This window comes from Paraburkholderia sp. MM5477-R1, assembly GCF_050436385.1.
Lineage (GTDB): Bacteria > Pseudomonadota > Gammaproteobacteria > Burkholderiales > Burkholderiaceae > Paraburkholderia > Paraburkholderia tuberum.
Genome location: NZ_JBNDMC010000001.1, coordinates 153,276 through 169,379, shown reverse-complemented (window position 1 = coordinate 169,379; position 16,104 = coordinate 153,276). Strand labels below are relative to the sequence as shown.

The window sequence follows — 16,104 nt, the reverse complement described above, 5'->3', positions numbered from 1 at the left end:
ATGTGTCGTATCGCCGGTCGGTCAACATTACAATTGGTCAAGCCAAACCGACCCGACAAAAGCCGCCATGACTGATGAACTCTTCCCTTGCGCACACTGCGGCGGCAACTGGGCTTTCGGCTGGTCCCAACGGGTAACAGGAAGCCGGTCGAGGCCTTCTACCGAATTTCTGCAGATCGGCTCAAGCCGTGCGCCGATCATGAACGACATGGAAGCACGCTCGCTCTCCGAACCGCCGACGGAGCGCCTTTGCTGCATCGTCTGCGAGGACTGCGGGATGCAAACGCCATGGATTGTGATTGACCAGGACAAGAACGCCGCGCTCGACGAAGCGGGGAAGATCTGGAATCAAAGATTGAACCGGCCGGCGGCGACGGAGGGTGAACTACTCGATCTCGTGCGCAAAGAGGTTTCGCCGATCGACGCTCCGTACATTCTCGATCTGATGGCGCGCACCACCGAAGAGTGGGAGAAGCGAGGTCCCGTCTTTGCAATGCTCGCCCAGAAGGTTGTCGACGGAAAGATCACGACCCGCGATTTCTGGCCTATAGATCCCGTGCTCGAGGACGCCGCGCGCTATCGCACGCTCCAGCAAATGGCCCGCTTCGTCTATATCGATGGCGTAGCGTCCGTCCAGTTCCCGCGGATCCCGGCGACGGGAGGTGACGAGGAATGCGCTTTTGAGACTCGCGTCTCTGCTGCCGTAGACGACTTGCCGGATCGCAGCCGCTGGTGACTTGACTTCCTGGGAGCCGCGCCATACTGGGCTCAACTCTCGCCAGATCGGTGAGCGAAACTACCGGAGAAAACATGTCCCCTGTCGAATACATTCGCGCCGCGTACCGCCACCGCGAAAAACTGATGCCGCAATTGATGACGCTTCTAGCCCTCGGCATCATCGTCACCTACCACGCACTGACGAGCCCGGCGCTCAATTGGCTTTTTCAGTGAGCGGCCTGTCAGGGCACCGCAGCCATGTACACGTATAACGCGTTAAAAGAGCGCGCCATACAAGCCTTTGATTCTTATGTTTTTTCCGAATCACCAATTATCGACCAAGGCAATAATTGGTGATTCACGTGTACAGGTGCGGTAAGACGGGTACAGAATCTTATCGCCCGGGTTCACTCCTCCAAGAGCCTATAAAGCGCCTGACGGGAAATTCCCATTGCAGTGGCCGCGTGGGACTTTATCCCGCCAGCCTTCGCGACGGCCTCCAGCGCCATTTCGCGTGTCAACGAGCGGTTCTTGCGCGCAGCCAGTGCGTTATGCGTTGACAGATAGGCGTTCGCCTTCGTTGCACGGCTGTGTCCTGCAGCTTCGACAATGCGTTGCATCGCTTCCTTATGAGTACATCGGTCGACCCGCTCGACCGGCTGCTTGATCGGCGCCTGTACTCCGGTCATTCGCTCGTACATCTGCTGCAAAAACTGGTGGCGCAGGCCGTGGCTTGTCACACCGAGCCCCGACTGCTTCACGCCATGCTTCGCAAGAACCTTGTAGTAGCGCCACTTCCACTGCTGCTTGGTCATTCCAAGGGGGATCGTTGAACCGGTCACCGGATTGGCCAATTTCGCCGCTTCCTCCAAGACCTCGTACTTGAGCTCGATTGGCACAACGCGATCGCGGCCACCCTTCGTGCCTCGCGTGACGCTCAGTAGGGCGTGATCGCGCACTGCCTCACCGGGCCGCAGAAGAAAGCTTTCCTCAACACGCAGCCCAAATGCCGCTTGCAGCTTGAGTTGCACCGCGACGCACGGCTCCGTCAGTCCTATCTCCGCAATCTTCGCAACGGCATCGATCCCGTTGCCTTCCCACGACTTGTCTTTCAGCGCCACGTAGGAGCGAACCAGGTTGCAAGCTTCACGGTCGGCGTAATCGGCGAGCGTACCTACCAGATGCGGCTTTTTTATCCAGCTGGCCAGTGCGCGCAGATAGGTCAGCTTGTTCTCGATGGAGCCGCCGCTCAGCTTCTCCCTGATCCACAGTTCAACCAGAAATTTCACATGCTTTGGCTTAAGCGAGTAAGGGGACTGCAACGCGTAGCCGTTCTGCCGCAGTTCCTCGAACGAACGACAGATCTGCTGTGTCCTAACCGTCTGTGTCTTGATTGACAGCGACTTAGCGCTAACGCGCGTTCGACTGTGGACACGGTTCACGTTATCAAGCAATAGTTGCTCGAGCGCCCCCTTGAAATCCGCAGGTAGCCAGTAATCTCGTAACACCGCGCGCACGTTCAATATCGCAGACATCCTCTTTCCTCACGCTCGTTATGTAGCCCGACGTCCGAGAGCCGCACGCCGCACTCTTAGCCTTCAATCCCTCGCCGCTTACAGTGCCCCGGGAGCCTATCCCCTGAACTTCCTGTCGCCGCGCTCTGCGTACCCCGCCGGGCCCTGCCTTCCTGTCCTTTAGCGATTCCATTCGATCAGCCCCGCACGTGGAAGAAACGTGCATCGACCGTCCATCTGCTGTCTGCTGCCAGCCGCCACGCTTACGCGCGACTCGCTGCCTGCGAAACCTGCTGCTGTCGCGCACCCCGAACCGGACCTGCCTTTGCAGGATCCATCGTCGTTGACCGCATTTGCCGCTTTTCGCTGGTCGGGCCCGAGCGTTTTATCGCTTCGCGAACCCGGCTGTGCCGACTGCTCCGGCTACCGTGCCGGCCTCGACACGCTCTCGCGTGGCGGTGTGCGCCTGTCTTTCGACTCGCACGACTACGGCCAACTGCCCGGCAATACCTTTTGCGCCCTTCTTTCTCCGGCTGCGCCCGCCGTTCGTCTTCCGTACAGGGATGTGCTCGCACCTCAGCGAGCACATACCCCCACCCCCAAGTCCGCTCAATCGGCCGCAGTGTGTCGGGCTTCATGTAACGGTCCCAGCTCCGTGTGCTGAAAGGGTGTGTCCATGCGATCTTGAGTCATTGCCGTTGGTGCCGGAAGTGTCCGACTGTCCGGTGGCAACTCGTCTCATATCGCAGATTCGGGCAAAACCGCCCGCTAACCCAATGGATATCGCGTGTCCGGGGTCCTCAGATTGCCCCGGGTTGCTCTTGATTTGTTTCAGAAAAAGGCCGCGTCAATTTGCGGCCTGTGACAGGAGGGGTTTTCGCCAGGCAAAGCGATCCCTTCAATGGTGAAACTCAGAGGTCGATGCGCGTGTTGCGCGGTGGGTAACGTAGAGAATAAACGCCGGCGTCGCTGTTAGGTATTCCTAAAGCTGCCTAAATGTTGCGAGCTTTACCTTCCTTGACTTTGCTCCCGGGCCGATAGAGTTGGACCGTCACACCCGGCCTTGGGGCCAACGTTGGCCCAAGCTCGGGCCAAGAGAAAGAGCATGTCATAAGGACAACGACATTGGCCCGAACTTGGTCCCTGTTTGGCCCCAGCGGAAGTGACAACGTCCAACAACTCTGGAGAGAGTCAATGAAAGTATCAGTATTCGCAGTCGACGTCGGCTACGGCAACACCAAAACCGCGTTCCGTATGGGTTCAGACATCGCCACACAGATGTTTCCGTCGGTGGCGCCGATCGCGGTGAGCGACGCAGTATCGAGCTACGGACAAGGCGTGCTGCACTCTCGCAAGGTGTTGCCAATTGAAGTGGACGGCGCGACCTATGAAATCGGTCCTGGCGTAGAACTGTCGTCGGCCTATGGCAACGCAGGCCGCACGCTATCGGAGGACTTCTGCCTCACGGCGAACTATGCAGCGCTACTCGGCGGCTCGCTCCAGTTTGCTGGCGTGACTGAGGTGGAGCGCATGGTGCTAGGGCTCCCTGTTCACACCATTAACAAGTTCTCGGCGCATCTGCGCGATGCTTTCACCGGTACGCTCAACTTCGGCCATGGCGATATCAGGATTCACTCAGTCAAGGTTGTGCCGCAACCGCTCGGATCACTGGTCTCCTTCTCGGAATATGGTGGCAGCCGCTTTGATCGCGAGAACGCCCATATGGTTATCGACGTGGGATATTTCACGACGGACTGGGTGGTCGCTCACGGCTTCACGATGAATGACCGCCGCAGCGGCGGCGCTCCGGGCGGGGCGTCTCAGGTCTACAAGAGCATTGCGTCGTTGATCGCAAAGAACGAAAAAGAGCCGGTCGACGATATCGAGCGCATCGACAAGTGCCTGCGCGAGAAAAAGCCGCTCCTGTTCTACGGCAAGGACATCGACCTCATCTCTTATCTGGACCAATCCCAGGCCATCATCAATTCAACGGTCAAAGAAATGCAGAATCGTGTCGGCCGCACCGCGGATTTGCGCTCTATCGTTCTCACCGGAGGCGGCGCAGCTCTGTACGAGCCGGCGATACGGGCAGCATTCCCACGCGTACAACTCGACGTGCTTGACGCCCCCTGCTATGCCAACGCCAAAGGGTTCCTGATCGTCGGCGAAGCAACCCTTGCCCGCGAACGTAAGGCACTCGGAGTCGCTGCATGATTGGAAAGGCCGTGGTCAAAGTCACGCTCAACGAAGCGACGGACCCTGATCTCTTCGCCTACGTCAAACAGTTCGACAACGAGCGCATGCGCGCCGGCGCCCTCCGTGCACTTGCGCGAGCGGCGCTCAATGGAGGAGAAGCGAGACGAGGCACATCCGCCGCCCCGTTCGACGCGCCGTTCATGCGCATGACTGACGCGCCAACGCCCCGGCGCGTCACGGAGGTAACAGCTACAGTAGAAAGCGGTCCAGCACCTACCTTCTCAACTGGTGCCGCCTCGTTAGCCGCAGTGCAACCGATAGAACCGTTTGCCGTCGATCCGACGGTCACCGGCGCCAAGCGTTTCGACACGGACGCAATTGCCGACCAGTTCGCTGGTTTCTAGCTAGTTGCGGCCGATGGCCTTGACTTCGCGCCGCATCTGCGAAGATAGGTCATCGGTCTGCAATAGCAGGCCCCCAACAGCAGGAGTAAAGCAATGGACCTTTTACACGTTCTCGCTAATGCGGACTGGACTCGCGCTACGCGCTTCTGGCTTCTTGTGGCAGCGGCCGTTGCTGCGTGGGAGTCGGCATATCATCTGCGCCGTGCGGCGCTGTCATGGCTTCGCAAGGACCGCGATCATGCTTGAGAAATTCCGGAATCTGGATCCGCTCGCACGCCGCGCAGTCATCGCCGCAGCACTTTTCGGGTTGATCGGCATCGATGTCCAGTTGCCCAAATGCGATTTCACCGTTGCCGTCTTTCTAGTGTGCGGCATCGGATTCCTTTGGGCGATTGGCATACTGCGTCCTTTCCTCTTAATGATGATGCTCCTCATGAAGATTGTGTTCCGGATCAAGACGTCCCCGTGGTGACACCCTTGATCCACCCAATGTCAGGAATCGGGTAGGAGGCGGAGTTGCCCCCGCCGTCCTCCCACAACACCGGACGTACGGTTCACGTATCCGGCGTTTCCCGTCGGCCTCGGACCGGATCGGTCGTCGGCGTGAGCTTGTTTCGTGCGTCGTGTCGCCTGGCATCCGATGGACACCTCAGCCTCTCTCGGGGCTTCCGGCCCCTCCAGCATGGCTGCAGGCCCCCGGCGTGGCCGAGGCTTCTGCCCAGATACGCAGAGATCACGCGTGACTTGCCACTCGTGACAGGTTTGGCCCTTCGCCGCTCCGGTTTCAACGGCTACTACGACCTCTGCTGACTTCTGCCACCCCATTCCGACACCTCTCGATGCCAGTAGCACAAGGCAGGATGGCAGATCTCCCAGGGTAATACGCGCGACCTTCACGCTTATGCCTGTCGGATCTACGTCATGGCGTTCCGTGCAAGTATCGGGCTTTACAGATTTCGGCCTGCTCACCCCGCCATACCGCCTGATATCCGCTTCCTGTTCGTCAGGCCAGCGCTTTGCCTTCGGCTTCCTTCAGATTCCACCTCACGATGGACACCCTTGCCGTCCGCTAACACTTCCCCTTGCCGGGTGTGTAGGGGACTCTCACCCCCAAGTCATCCAGTTCGCCACCACAGCGATCCAGATAGCGCCTTTCACGGCGCTGCGCGCCATGCCTGGCGCACCGAAAAAAAACCCGGCCAGTGGCCGGGTTTTGTCGTCATGGGGTTGGTTTAATGCAATAGAGCGATGCCTTGAGCTCGACCTTGATGACGAACGCAATAGGACCACGCGTCGTCAAGCTCCACCCCGATCTTGTCAGGGATCACGATGCCAATCCGACGTCGATCAATCACGTCGTAGGCCTGTGCGTCCGACTTTCCGACCCGTACAGAACCATTCCTGACTCCCGACGTAGCGACAATCTCGAACCGGCCAACAATCATCTTGAACATGCTTCTCTCCACGAGGAGAGCCCAGACGGATTGCGGCCCCGGCGGGGACGAATCCCCACCGGGCGGTTTAAGAAAAACTACGAGCGAGCGAACCCGCTGTTAATCAGAAATGCAGTGCCTCGGGCGTCCTTCCGGCCCGAACCTGGACAGCAGGGCCGCGAGGTTCTTTACACGACGCCAGCCACTCATCAGCAAAGTCAGTCCCCCGGATTCTCGGCCGATGGACGATTGCTGTGTAGCCGTCGGAGCGCAGACGCCTGGCAAGCGCCAGTGCGTCAGCCATCCCCGGAGACTTTCGCGTCTTCGGATCGACCGCATCAAAATCCGCGAAGATGTGCACGACTCGGATTCCAAGCCCGTCCGGGACAACGAAGTCGGAAAGCAGTATGCGGTTCAGGCAATACCAGACAGGCAACCCGAACAGCATGTGCGCGCCGAGCACTGTCTCCAGACCCTCGCCTACACCGATCTCGCCATTGACCGGCTCCATCAGCCGGACTGCGCCGCCGTTCAACCTGTTCACAGTCACGTCGTTCAGCTTCGGAGGCAAAACCTCGCCATCGTTAGTGATGATCGAGGCCTTTGCAGGTTTCGTCCGGTCAAGAAACGTCCGGTGAAGAGTCCCGAGGCGGCCGTCGGGCAGCGTGAATTTCGCGAGAATGCCGGGCCACTTGCCGATCACCTTCTTCTCGTGCCGGTACTCGAGCATCGCCAGGCGTAGCGCCGACGATGGCGAGACTTCAAGACCAGGAACGCGCGCGCGCAGATAGCGGCTTATAAGATCATCGCGACCGTTGACGACAGCGCTGTCCCACATTGATTCGAGCCTTTTGCGCGCCCACGCCGGGTCGGCCTTGCGGCTGGCCGCTGGCGCTTTGCCCAATCGACTCTGCCCGCTGGGCATAGCGGCAGGGATGCCACCGTCCAGTTCCAGCATCAATTCACGGAATGTGATTCCCGCGCTCTTGCAGATGAGCTCGAAGCCGTCACCGGCTTTCATGCTTCCGTCGTTGCACTTACGGCAAACCCAATCGCCGCGCTCGCGCTTGTTGTCATAGGTAAAGCGGTCGTTACCGCCGCAAATGGGACAGGGCGCGCCCTTTCCGGTCAATGACGTTGCGGGCACTCCGTACTTCTGGAGCAACGCAATCCACTGTTCCGGGGACAGCTTGAGGTCCTTAACATTCATATGTCACTCCAGTAGTGGTGTGGTTGAGGTCGATGCCTTTACAGGCGGTGAAACCGTGCTCAAAAAAGCCGTCCATCACCCAGCGGTGGAGGAATACGGCTTTTTTCAGCAAGGAAGGCGTTGCCTATTGGGGTTCCGGCCGGGACCGGGAAGGAGAAAACTCACCTCCGTTGCCATGCCCATCCGAGGGGGACGGGCACAACAACGAAAGGTGAGCTGATACAGGATCGACGGTGAGTATTTTCGGGATCAACGGTGATGCAGAACGATCACTACTTCTTTGTGATGGACCACAGCCATTTGTCCCATAGGATTTGCGCGCCGGAGCCATCGAGCTTCGGTTGCCCGCGTTTGTCGACTGCGGGAACCTTCGTCTTGCCGAGACGCCTGACTTCGACGCGATCGCCAATGCGGCAGTGCGCTTCCGCTATCGCATCGCGCAGACCCTCCCCCTGCAACACGCTGGTCTCGCCGCGGTGTTCGAGCATTAGGCAGAACGACTCGTACGTCTTGCCCGGGCGCTTGCCGTCCGGGAACTCACGTTCGCCCCACTCTTTCACCACGCCGTAGTGTGAACGCTCCGTCCGGCGTGCGGTCGGTGCCTTTGCAAGCGACGCCAAGGCAGGCGCTTCGTTGTCAATGACAGTTGTCGCGGGGCCAGATGCGACGGGCGATCGCGCGCGTGGCTGGATCTCTCTGGCGTCGGCTTCGACAGGAAACGGCGAAGCCGCACTCCTGATTGCTGCCGCGATTGCGTCCCTCAGTGAGCCTTGATGTTCGCTGACTACGGCCCAATGAGGCTCCAGTGACGGAACGAGTTTCATACCGACTGGCGTGTCGCGTAGCTCGTAGTCGAACGCCGGCCGAAACTGGACGACAACATCGCCCTCATCCCGAAAGAGCCGTGCCTCGCCCGCTATCACTACCTGTCGTTCATTGCACCCGCCTTGCCCCACCACTATGGGTGCGGGCGCCGCCGGCGTTGACGGTTCGTTCCCGCCGACGCCAAAGATGCCCCCGAGGACTCTGGCAAATGTCGCTGTCGTCATTTCCGGGCTCCTACAGCAATGAGCCGAAGCAGTTACGACGGACGTCTTCCATGTCGCGCTTCAGGAGAGGGTTGCTCACGATGACGTCCTGCAGGATCTCAGGATCGACACCGTTGATGAGGCAGACGTACCGGTACGGCAAGGCGCCGTCCCAGAACTCCATCACCCAACCGAGCGTTGCGCGGTAGTCGTCAAGTTCGAGCTTTTTCCGGTTGCGAAGTCGGTCGCTCAGTAGCGTGCAGCAATCCATCAACGACTCGGGCATGTTGTCGCCACGGCGACTGTCGGTGGCAAGGTCCACCAGTGCGTCGACCATCTTGTCGCGCACCGCTTCGCTCCAGAACTGCGGATCAGGTAGCGGGTCAGGCTTGGGAGGTGCACTGGCAAGGATTGGCTGATCCCCGCCGAACATATCGAGTTGCCATGCCGTGATTTCGGTTTCCATGGGTAGTCTCCGGTGAACGGGAACCCATGCCCGCAACGGGTTGGTTCCCGTTGGGGTGAAGGTGCAAAGACGCCCGGAAGGGCATCTTTGCGGTCAGTGGCTGGCCGACTATTCGTCGGTGCCTGTCTTAAGCGGAACAACGACAGGTGACTTGGCGTACTGTCGTTTGATAGGAGTGACAGCCGCCGCCTTAACCGCTTCAGCCTGAGGCTGCGCAGTCGCGGAGGTTGCTGCTGTTGCATCGCTTGTTTCTTTTTCGTCTTTCATTGCGTTGCGAATCGATGCCTTGATCCACCGGTAGACAACGAAACCGACGAAAAGAGCAGCGAAAAATGAATGAGCCGCAAACCAAAGGCCAAAACACACAGCAAGGAACGACAACGGCGATTGGGTCGCCTTCATAACAAACTGCTTCGGCATTTTTCTCTCCAGAAAAATAACGCACTAGGGGATGTCCAGGCTGGAAGGCACTGGACCGTTTCGATGCTCAAACGAGCAGGGAAAACGGGCGCGCGGAGAGACGCTTTTCTCACGGCTCAGCAAGGCGTGACAAAAGCAGCTATCGGCGGAAGCAAAAAGATGGGAGATGGGATAGAGGCCGGCCGCGTGTCCAACAAGGCCAGTAACTCGGGTCGATGCGTCGGAGACGCGGGGATGAATGCCACTTTACGCATCTCACCGCGACCGAGCGACGGGAAAGCTTCAGAAAACAGGTGCGCTTTCGCCTTTGGAATGTGGATTCGACGTCTTTAGCTTCCTTGACTTCGATGTGAGCGTGTCAAGCTGGTCTTACACATCACACTGCATGGGGCAACAGATGTTCTTCGAGATCCTTTTAGGCGTCGGCGCATGGCAACTCTTCACCCGCAAGAAACGCCCATCCTTCCAATGGCTTCGGCAAAAACCTAAGGACCGTAGCGCGGCACTCGGCGCGGCGGGCGAAGCCAAAGCGCAGGCCAAGCTGCGCGAAACCATGATCGCGCTTTGCAGCGCTGACTATCACCTCTTCGAAGGACCGATCATCATTGAACATGCGCCGGGAACCGACTTCCCCACCGCAGAGATCGATCACCTCGCAGTGACCCCGTTCGGCATCTTCGTGTTCGAGACAAAGAACTGGTCGGGGTACATCAGCCCGTCGAGTGTGCAGGGGTTTTTGACGAGAACCGACCGCGACGGCAGTGCTCAGGACCGTCGATCCCCTCTTGAACAGAATCGGACCAAGGTCGCCTTTTTTCGCAGTCGGCTGCCAACCCTATGGCCAGTCGCCGGCGCAGGGCTGCTAGTTTCCGACGACGCGCACCTTAGCCCCGCGCTGCACTCCGACCTTCTTTCTCTTGGCGACCTGCCGCACTGGCTGCGCGCGCGCCGCGATAGCTTCGGCGGGTTACCCGCGATTGATGTCCGGAAGGTTGCCGCGGCGATAGCTCCCTTACTCCAGACCTCCCGAGCGGCGATGGACGCGCGTCTCGCACGCGTAAATGGTAATTCTTACGTGGCCGACAAGAAGCAATAGAACAAATCTTCCAAGAATGTATCTAAATGTTTCACAAATGTTACCGTTAAACCTGCCTTAGGGCTTTGTTACGACGGGCGGGCGCGGCGGCTCCCACGGCGAAAGACGGTATAAAAACGCCGCCTTTCGCAGGTTGAGCGCAGTTACACAGCGTTACTCTCTCTTACACCTTCAGCGTCTGCTCATATACGCCAGACCGGGGCACGAGATGCAAGACGAAAGCGACGACAAAAACTCGACGGGGGCGAACGAAACAAATGAATTTCGGCGTCGCACGCCTGCGGACTTGGTAGCTCTGGGCGGGCACCTCCGTGGGATCCTAGCGAATATGGTCCAGAGGCACGTGGCCATCGTTGGTGACACGCCCTCTCGCCGACGCAACGCAGCCCGACTGTGCTTCTGCTTTTTCGAGACGGCTTGGCCCAGTCCCATTTTGAGCACATGCTCTTTTTCCACGACGACAACAAAGGTGGTCGTTTTCTTTTAACTTCTGGAGAGAAGAATGCAAAATCGCAAGACGTCCAGTACTGACTTAAGGCCGTCGAGCCGAGGGCTACTTCCGGGGCTGCTGCCGGGGATCACGCCACATGACGATAGCGCGGGGCACGCCGCGGATATGGTCTCTTTTGACCCACTCAATGAATTCGTTTTTAGCGTCCAAGATCCGAACGCGGTAACCCGCGATAACATTGCCGCAGCCGCCCGAGATGTTTTTGGCACCGGGCCGGAACACACCGACTTCATCGCGAAGCTCGTAGAGCACATGCTGTCGGTGTCCGAGTCCCGCTCGAAGGTTGTACAAGAACTCATCATCCTGGGCGGTCACCTTCAGCAGATGGTGAAGATGGCCATTACCCACCACACCGGAAAGGTCGGCGATACGTTTCCTGCTCGCAGGAAGGCGGCGCAACTGTGCTTTGCGTTTTTCCATAAGGCGATGGGGATCACACAGCCCAGCGCGCGCGGCTACATTCGTTGCCATCAGAAGTTTGCCGACAATGCGGAAGCAATCCGAGTCTTCAGCTATGGAGAGCTTAATCTGCTGGCCGCGCAAGACGTCACGGAAGAGCAGATCGAAACCATCATGCTGAAGAAGAAGGAAGCCAATGAGCTTCCCAACGGCAAGAAGATGACCAAGGACGACGTCGAAAGGCTCTTGCGAGAACTCCAGCTTAAAGAGGAAGAGGCCGAAGACGCCGCTCGCGAATTGGAAAAAATCCACGAGATCCTTGAGGATCACAAGACGCAACTCGATGTCACAGAGCGCGAAAGTCAGCATCTGAGAGAGCAACTTGCGACTTACGAGCGTCACCTTTCTGAAAAGGAAAGCAGCATCGCGAACCTTCGCCAGGCTCTTACCGAGCGCACTGCCGGCTATCCGACGATGGAACAGGAACTGGCTGTCAAAAACAGGCAAGTACTGGAACTTTCTAGGGAACTCGAGGCGGCCCTGAATGCACCCGCGAAAGTAGAAAAGGTCGAGATTCCCGTCGAGACCCTTCCCGCGGGATATCAGACCGCCAAGCAGGCCGTGATGGACGCCTACGAGGAGCTCGAAGAGGTAAAGAGCAAAACGCAGGCGCTTAAGATTGATCAAGCCAACATTGAGGCGGAAATCAGTCGCCAGCAAGCCGAACTGAATGCGGGGAAGGCAGTGCAGAGTTCTCTTGAAGCGCTGACCGTGGCCTGGGAAGACGTCAGCGGCAAGATGAGCACTTTCCAGCTGGCCGTCCTCGCATCCCCGGACCCCAAACAGTACAACCCAGCGCTTGAAGCACTTGCTGCGCAGTTGCGCAAATATGTCGCCGAAATCGATTCGGCATTGCAGCGGTAATAAACCGATGCTCAGTGGATGGCGCCTTAGACCGGGCGCCGTGATTAACAAGAGAGAAAATCAAATAATGTCTACCGAAAAATCACTCAGCACCGACGCGCGCAATGTACTGCTCACGCCCTGGCTGGCCGAGAAAATACAGCGCGCGAACTTTTCCCTTACCGACTTCATGTTTCTCGCCCTTGCCGGCCATAGCGAGCTGGAGAGCATTTTCGGCGTTTCACACGCCAACATGGATACTTTCCGGCAGCAGACCGCCGCGAAGGCAACGCTTATGAACCTCCCGTTCGTTGCCCTTGCTCCAGTCCTCGACGATCCGCGCGACTGGGAGACGTTCGTCGACGGCGCCATGTTTTCGCCCAACGTCGAGAAGCTGACCGAACAGATGCCGCGAGTGGACCAGATCACCAGTCGGGACATCTACCACTACAACCAGGCTTACGTTCAGTTGCTTAAGGACGTGCTGCACATGAATGTCGCGGCCATACCGCTACTCGGCATTTCCAAAGAACTCGCGTCGTATCTCAAATCGCTCCCGATGGCACGGCTCGACAACGCGATCGGCGCGATCAAGTTTCCGCTTTTCCGGTGGCGTTTCCACGACTCGAATTTCTGGATGGAATTCGGCGCTGGGTGGCTCACCGAAGAAACGGTCGCTCACTATCTGATGCGCACTTCCCCCGTTCGCACCGCCTCCCTTCCCTATCAGCACGCGTGGACAGACCTGCGGCTCGAGCGAAGCGAAAAGGAGGTGTTCGCACGCATGATGATGGGTCAAGGCTGCCGGGCATCGACCGCAACAAACCTCTTTAGCCTGAACCCCGGCAAGGCTCGCGCCACATACAAGCACATCCACGGCGTGAGTTCGCCTTGCGGATGCAACCCTACGTCGTTGATCTGGTACGTCGAGCAATCCGTTCATCGGCTTCAGGCGACGACATACGTGTGGCTCTATCGCAGTGCGCTGGACAACGGCGGGAACATTCCCGAAGCGCTCATTGCGGCTAACGACATCATGGCCAAGACCTTCGGCAAAAGTCTCGTGATTACGGCCGATCGCGGCAATCACCTGACGAGGGCGATGGCGCTTGACTCCCGTCTGACGATGGCACCTTGCCGCAGCTGCGGCACGGACTACGTCCTGTCCAACGGCGAAGGGAAGATTGAACTGGCGAAGGACTTTAGCTGCCCCGGTTGCAACTACCTTCTCTCTCCAAAGAGTCAGGTCAGCAAGCGCAAGCAGTCACACTGAAGGAGAGTGCGTCATGCATCAGGATTTCGCGGTTCAAATTGGGTTGGTGGTTTTCTCTCACGATGGCCGGGCACAGTTCGGCTGGCGCGACATTGAGACTGGCGAGTTCCACGCCGAAGCCGACGGCCAATGCATTCCGGATGTCATTGGCGCGGTGGAGTTCTGCTCGGACGTCATCCACTGATATGCAGGACTTCGCCTATCTCTTCGGTGACAGCGTCGCGGCCTGGCTCAGGGGCCGTGGCGACGCAAGGTTTCAACGGTACGAGCGGCATTACAAAGCCGAGCGGCAGGCGACGCAGGACACGCAAGCCTTCGACCTTGAACGATCCAACGAACAGTACTCGAAACGGTGCGCGCAGTCAGGTGGCCGCATCTTGCGCGTGCTTGACAGCAAGACATTCAAGCGTGTTGTGTTCTTCCTCGCGCTTCTGTGGGGCGGGTCGCTGCTGCTCTCAACGGTTGGAAAACAACAGCCAGCGATCGCCGGCATCCTACTCGCCGCGCTATTCGTTGCAATTCGCATAAACCGGCGAAGGAACCGCTCCGGGCGACGGTAGCAAACGGTTGCGTCTACACAACGACGGGCTCGCCGCAAGTGCTTACCGCTCTTTACAATGCCTGCGCACGTGAAAATTGCGGTAAGCATTCACGCTTTCCGAAGGTTGCGGCCGACGCTGCCTTGACTTTGGATTGCGCTCGATAAGATGAAAGTAAGCAGATCGCGGGGGCGACTGCACTAACGACTAGGGCCAGAAAAATGACCATCAAAAGCACTTTCGCACTGACTTCGGCTGCGGTTGCAGCCAGCATCCTCGTCGCCGCATGCGGTGGTGGCGGTGGCGGGGGGAGCAGCTCTACCGGCGCCGCGACGCCGGCAAGCGCCCCGGGTTCGGCCAGCTCTCCGAGTTCGGCCAGCTCTCCGGTAACGGGCACTCAACCCACCCCGCAATACGCAGCGAACAGCGCCACGCTTGCGATGTTTAATCAGGTCAACGCCTACCGTCAGCAATGCGGTTTCCCGGCAGTTCAGCAAAACACGATTCTCGATCAAGCTGCGCAAGCGCATGCGATGTGGGAAGGATTGAACAACACGGTGGCCGACAACGAAACGGCTGGTCAGCAAGGCTTTACCGGCGTGAGTTACGTTGATCGGGACGTTCATTTCGGATTCCCGTCTGCTGTCGCATACACTGGTGGCGTAAGTGCGAATTACTACACCACGTCGGCACTCTCGGAAACGCAGTACGGCCAGACACTGGTGAATGAGTGGATTTCGACCGTGTACCACTCTCAGATTCTGCTGACCCCCGTTACGAAGATGGGCGTTGGCGAATACGAGACGGCACTGAATGGCTTCCCGGTGGCTTGGGGTTCACTGACTCTCGCAGACACGTCGATGCAGCAACTCACCACAAGCGGACCCATGACGTTTCCGTGTCAAGGCACGACCGGCGTTCCGTACAAGGCCGTTTCGGAATCGCCTACGCCGCCGAATACATCGGGTCCGTGGGGCACGCCGGTTGTTGTCATCGGCAACGCGACCGATACGATTGTGCTGACTTCGGGCACGATGACCGACCCGTCCGGCAACGTCATCAACCTGCAACTGCTCTATTCGGCCAACGATCCGAACAAGATCACGCAGCCGTATGCAGCGGTGGCTTATCCGGCTACTCCTTTGACGGCGAATACGACATACAGCGTTTCGGTCACTGGCACGGTCAACGGCACGGCTTTTTCGCGTAATTTCACCTTCACGACCGGAAACATCGTCGGCTAACACTATCCCGCAAGACACGCTTCAATACAGAAAGGGGTGCAGCCTTTGCGGACTGCACCCCTTTTTTCGTTGTTCCGCTCCTAACCCGTCAGCGGTATCGGTTTTTAACCGCCGTCATAGCTGACCACAATGTCATATTCCCACATAAGCAGATTCGACGTTCCCGCCCGAAATATGCAGGAACCAATGCCACCGCTTCCAGTGGGACCACCAGCCCCACCGGGGTTGTTTGCGTCATATGCCCAAATCCCGTCAGTAGCTCCAGAATAGTGAGTGTCGCCGCCATACATGGACATTTGATATCCGCCCCCCTTCTCAGGCGGGACATAACCTTGCGCATCTAGTGCAGAGAATGTGCCAAATCTCACGGGACGTAGCGCCGCCATTCCTGCGGTAATCGCATCCGAACAAATCGCTGAACGGTCTCCAACAGGAGGCGGCGGTGGCGGCGGTGCGTTACAGGTGTATGACCACGAACTGCCGGTCCACGTGGGTCCGCTCAAAAATCCGTACTGACATGTACCTTGACTTGGTGGCGGTGGTATCGCACATGCGAGCCCAACCCATGATGAACCGTTCCATGACGGGCCGGAAATCGTAGAGTAACCAGCAGGGCAACTCGGCGGCGCTTGGTAATTACACTGCGGCGACGAGAAATGCGAGCCCTGCCACTGCGCGGCCGAGCCAGTCGTCCATCCCGGGTCCTGCGAGCATGTAGGCGGCGCCTGATAGCCTGCCGCGATTCTCGGAT

Annotated in this window: 17 protein-coding genes; 11 read left to right on the top strand and 6 right to left on the bottom strand. The window is 58.5% G+C overall.

Features of this window, described 5'->3' with window-relative positions:
- Positions 1-67: 67 nt before the first annotated feature.
- Positions 68-736 carry a Lar family restriction alleviation protein gene (locus tag OKW35_RS00805; RefSeq protein ID WP_090812805.1) on the top strand — a complete coding sequence of 223 codons (669 nt, stop codon included), beginning with the start codon at positions 68-70 and terminating at the stop codon, positions 734-736.
- Between the two features lie 74 nt (positions 737-810).
- Positions 811-951 (top strand): hypothetical protein, encoded by a 141-nt coding sequence (locus tag OKW35_RS00800; protein WP_167368890.1) that lies wholly within the window; start codon positions 811-813, stop codon positions 949-951.
- A gap of 173 nt (positions 952-1,124) precedes the next feature.
- On the opposite strand, the gene OKW35_RS00795 is transcribed toward OKW35_RS00800, so the two are convergent.
- Positions 1,125-2,252 (bottom strand): integrase domain-containing protein, encoded by a 1,128-nt coding sequence (locus OKW35_RS00795; protein WP_090812804.1) that lies wholly within the window; start codon positions 2,250-2,252, stop codon positions 1,125-1,127.
- A gap of 1,173 nt (positions 2,253-3,425) precedes the next feature.
- On the opposite strand from OKW35_RS00795, the gene OKW35_RS00790 reads away from it, so the two are divergent.
- From OKW35_RS00790 to OKW35_RS00780, 3 genes are all read left to right on the top strand, one after another.
- Positions 3,426-4,445: a PRTRC system protein D gene (locus OKW35_RS00790; RefSeq protein ID WP_429550948.1), complete on the top strand. Its 1,020-nt coding sequence runs from the start codon at positions 3,426-3,428 to the stop codon at positions 4,443-4,445.
- Positions 4,442-4,831: a hypothetical protein gene (locus OKW35_RS00785; RefSeq protein WP_090812802.1), complete on the top strand. Its 390-nt coding sequence runs from the start codon at positions 4,442-4,444 to the stop codon at positions 4,829-4,831. Before OKW35_RS00790 ends, OKW35_RS00785 begins: the two co-directional genes overlap by 4 nt.
- A 238-nt stretch (positions 4,832-5,069) precedes the next feature.
- Positions 5,070-5,303, top strand: a complete 234-nt coding sequence (locus tag OKW35_RS00780; protein WP_429550947.1) for a hypothetical protein — start codon at positions 5,070-5,072, stop codon at positions 5,301-5,303.
- A 760-nt stretch (positions 5,304-6,063) separates the two neighbouring features.
- Here OKW35_RS00780 and OKW35_RS00775 read toward each other — a convergent pair.
- The 5 genes from OKW35_RS00775 to OKW35_RS00755 all read right to left on the bottom strand — a co-directional run bounded on the left by OKW35_RS00775 (position 6,064) and on the right by OKW35_RS00755 (position 9,388).
- Positions 6,064-6,285 carry a hypothetical protein gene (locus OKW35_RS00775; protein WP_090812946.1) on the bottom strand — a complete coding sequence of 74 codons (222 nt, stop codon included), beginning with the start codon at positions 6,283-6,285 and terminating at the stop codon, positions 6,064-6,066.
- A gap of 103 nt (positions 6,286-6,388) precedes the next feature.
- Positions 6,389-7,474, bottom strand: a complete 1,086-nt coding sequence (locus OKW35_RS00770; protein WP_429550946.1) for a DUF7146 domain-containing protein — start codon at positions 7,472-7,474, stop codon at positions 6,389-6,391.
- Positions 7,475-7,746: 272 nt separating this feature from the next.
- The gene (locus OKW35_RS00765; protein ID WP_429550945.1) at positions 7,747-8,523 is read right to left on the bottom strand and encodes a hypothetical protein; all 777 of its coding nucleotides are present in this window, start codon (positions 8,521-8,523) and stop codon (positions 7,747-7,749) included.
- 10 nt (positions 8,524-8,533) lie between these two features.
- Positions 8,534-8,968 (bottom strand): hypothetical protein, encoded by a 435-nt coding sequence (locus OKW35_RS00760; RefSeq protein ID WP_165190409.1) that lies wholly within the window; start codon positions 8,966-8,968, stop codon positions 8,534-8,536.
- Between the two features lie 108 nt (positions 8,969-9,076).
- On the bottom strand, positions 9,077-9,388 hold the full coding sequence (locus OKW35_RS00755; protein WP_165190411.1) for a hypothetical protein: 312 nt from the start codon (positions 9,386-9,388) through the stop codon (positions 9,077-9,079).
- Positions 9,389-9,785: 397 nt separating this feature from the next.
- On the opposite strand from OKW35_RS00755, the gene OKW35_RS00750 reads away from it, so the two are divergent.
- From OKW35_RS00750 to OKW35_RS00725, 6 genes are all read left to right on the top strand, one after another.
- Positions 9,786-10,484, top strand: coding sequence for a nuclease-related domain-containing protein (locus OKW35_RS00750; protein WP_429550944.1), 699 nt, complete (start codon positions 9,786-9,788; stop codon positions 10,482-10,484).
- A gap of 502 nt (positions 10,485-10,986) precedes the next feature.
- The gene (locus tag OKW35_RS00745; protein ID WP_429550943.1) at positions 10,987-12,318 is read left to right on the top strand and encodes a hypothetical protein; all 1,332 of its coding nucleotides are present in this window, start codon (positions 10,987-10,989) and stop codon (positions 12,316-12,318) included.
- 40 nt (positions 12,319-12,358) lie between these two features.
- Positions 12,359-13,570, top strand: a complete 1,212-nt coding sequence (locus OKW35_RS00740) for a FlhC family transcriptional regulator (RefSeq protein WP_429550942.1) — start codon at positions 12,359-12,361, stop codon at positions 13,568-13,570.
- A gap of 13 nt (positions 13,571-13,583) precedes the next feature.
- Entirely contained in the window at positions 13,584-13,754 is a 171-nt protein-coding gene (locus tag OKW35_RS00735; protein WP_167368889.1) for a hypothetical protein, read from the top strand.
- A 1-nt stretch (position 13,755) separates the two neighbouring features.
- Entirely contained in the window at positions 13,756-14,130 is a 375-nt protein-coding gene (locus OKW35_RS00730; protein WP_090812795.1) for a hypothetical protein, read from the top strand.
- 200 nt (positions 14,131-14,330) lie between these two features.
- Positions 14,331-15,353, top strand: coding sequence for a CAP domain-containing protein (locus OKW35_RS00725; RefSeq protein WP_090812794.1), 1,023 nt, complete (start codon positions 14,331-14,333; stop codon positions 15,351-15,353).
- Positions 15,354-16,104 lie beyond the last annotated feature (751 nt).

Bases quoted from the DNA above. Each gene is read 5' to 3' on its own strand.
- OKW35_RS00745 (WP_429550943.1), top strand. From the start codon at position 10,987: ATGCAAAATCGCAAGACGTCCAGTACTGACTTAAGGCCGTCGAGCCGA.
- OKW35_RS00760 (WP_165190409.1), bottom strand. From the start codon at position 8,968: ATGGAAACCGAAATCACGGCATGGCAACTCGATATGTTCGGCGGGGAT.
- OKW35_RS00735 (WP_167368889.1), top strand. From the start codon at position 13,584: ATGCATCAGGATTTCGCGGTTCAAATTGGGTTGGTGGTTTTCTCTCAC.
- OKW35_RS00775 (WP_090812946.1), bottom strand. From the start codon at position 6,285: ATGTTCAAGATGATTGTTGGCCGGTTCGAGATTGTCGCTACGTCGGGA.
- OKW35_RS00790 (WP_429550948.1), top strand. From the start codon at position 3,426: ATGAAAGTATCAGTATTCGCAGTCGACGTCGGCTACGGCAACACCAAA.
- OKW35_RS00800 (WP_167368890.1), top strand. From the start codon at position 811: ATGTCCCCTGTCGAATACATTCGCGCCGCGTACCGCCACCGCGAAAAA.
- OKW35_RS00805 (WP_090812805.1), top strand. From the start codon at position 68: ATGACTGATGAACTCTTCCCTTGCGCACACTGCGGCGGCAACTGGGCT.
- OKW35_RS00780 (WP_429550947.1), top strand. From the start codon at position 5,070: ATGCTTGAGAAATTCCGGAATCTGGATCCGCTCGCACGCCGCGCAGTC.
- OKW35_RS00785 (WP_090812802.1), top strand. From the start codon at position 4,442: ATGATTGGAAAGGCCGTGGTCAAAGTCACGCTCAACGAAGCGACGGAC.
- OKW35_RS00770 (WP_429550946.1), bottom strand. From the start codon at position 7,474: ATGAATGTTAAGGACCTCAAGCTGTCCCCGGAACAGTGGATTGCGTTG.
- OKW35_RS00725 (WP_090812794.1), top strand. From the start codon at position 14,331: ATGACCATCAAAAGCACTTTCGCACTGACTTCGGCTGCGGTTGCAGCC.
- OKW35_RS00765 (WP_429550945.1), bottom strand. From the start codon at position 8,523: ATGACGACAGCGACATTTGCCAGAGTCCTCGGGGGCATCTTTGGCGTC.
- OKW35_RS00795 (WP_090812804.1), bottom strand. From the start codon at position 2,252: ATGTCTGCGATATTGAACGTGCGCGCGGTGTTACGAGATTACTGGCTA.
- OKW35_RS00755 (WP_165190411.1), bottom strand. From the start codon at position 9,388: ATGCCGAAGCAGTTTGTTATGAAGGCGACCCAATCGCCGTTGTCGTTC.
- OKW35_RS00730 (WP_090812795.1), top strand. From the start codon at position 13,756: ATGCAGGACTTCGCCTATCTCTTCGGTGACAGCGTCGCGGCCTGGCTC.
- OKW35_RS00750 (WP_429550944.1), top strand. From the start codon at position 9,786: ATGTTCTTCGAGATCCTTTTAGGCGTCGGCGCATGGCAACTCTTCACC.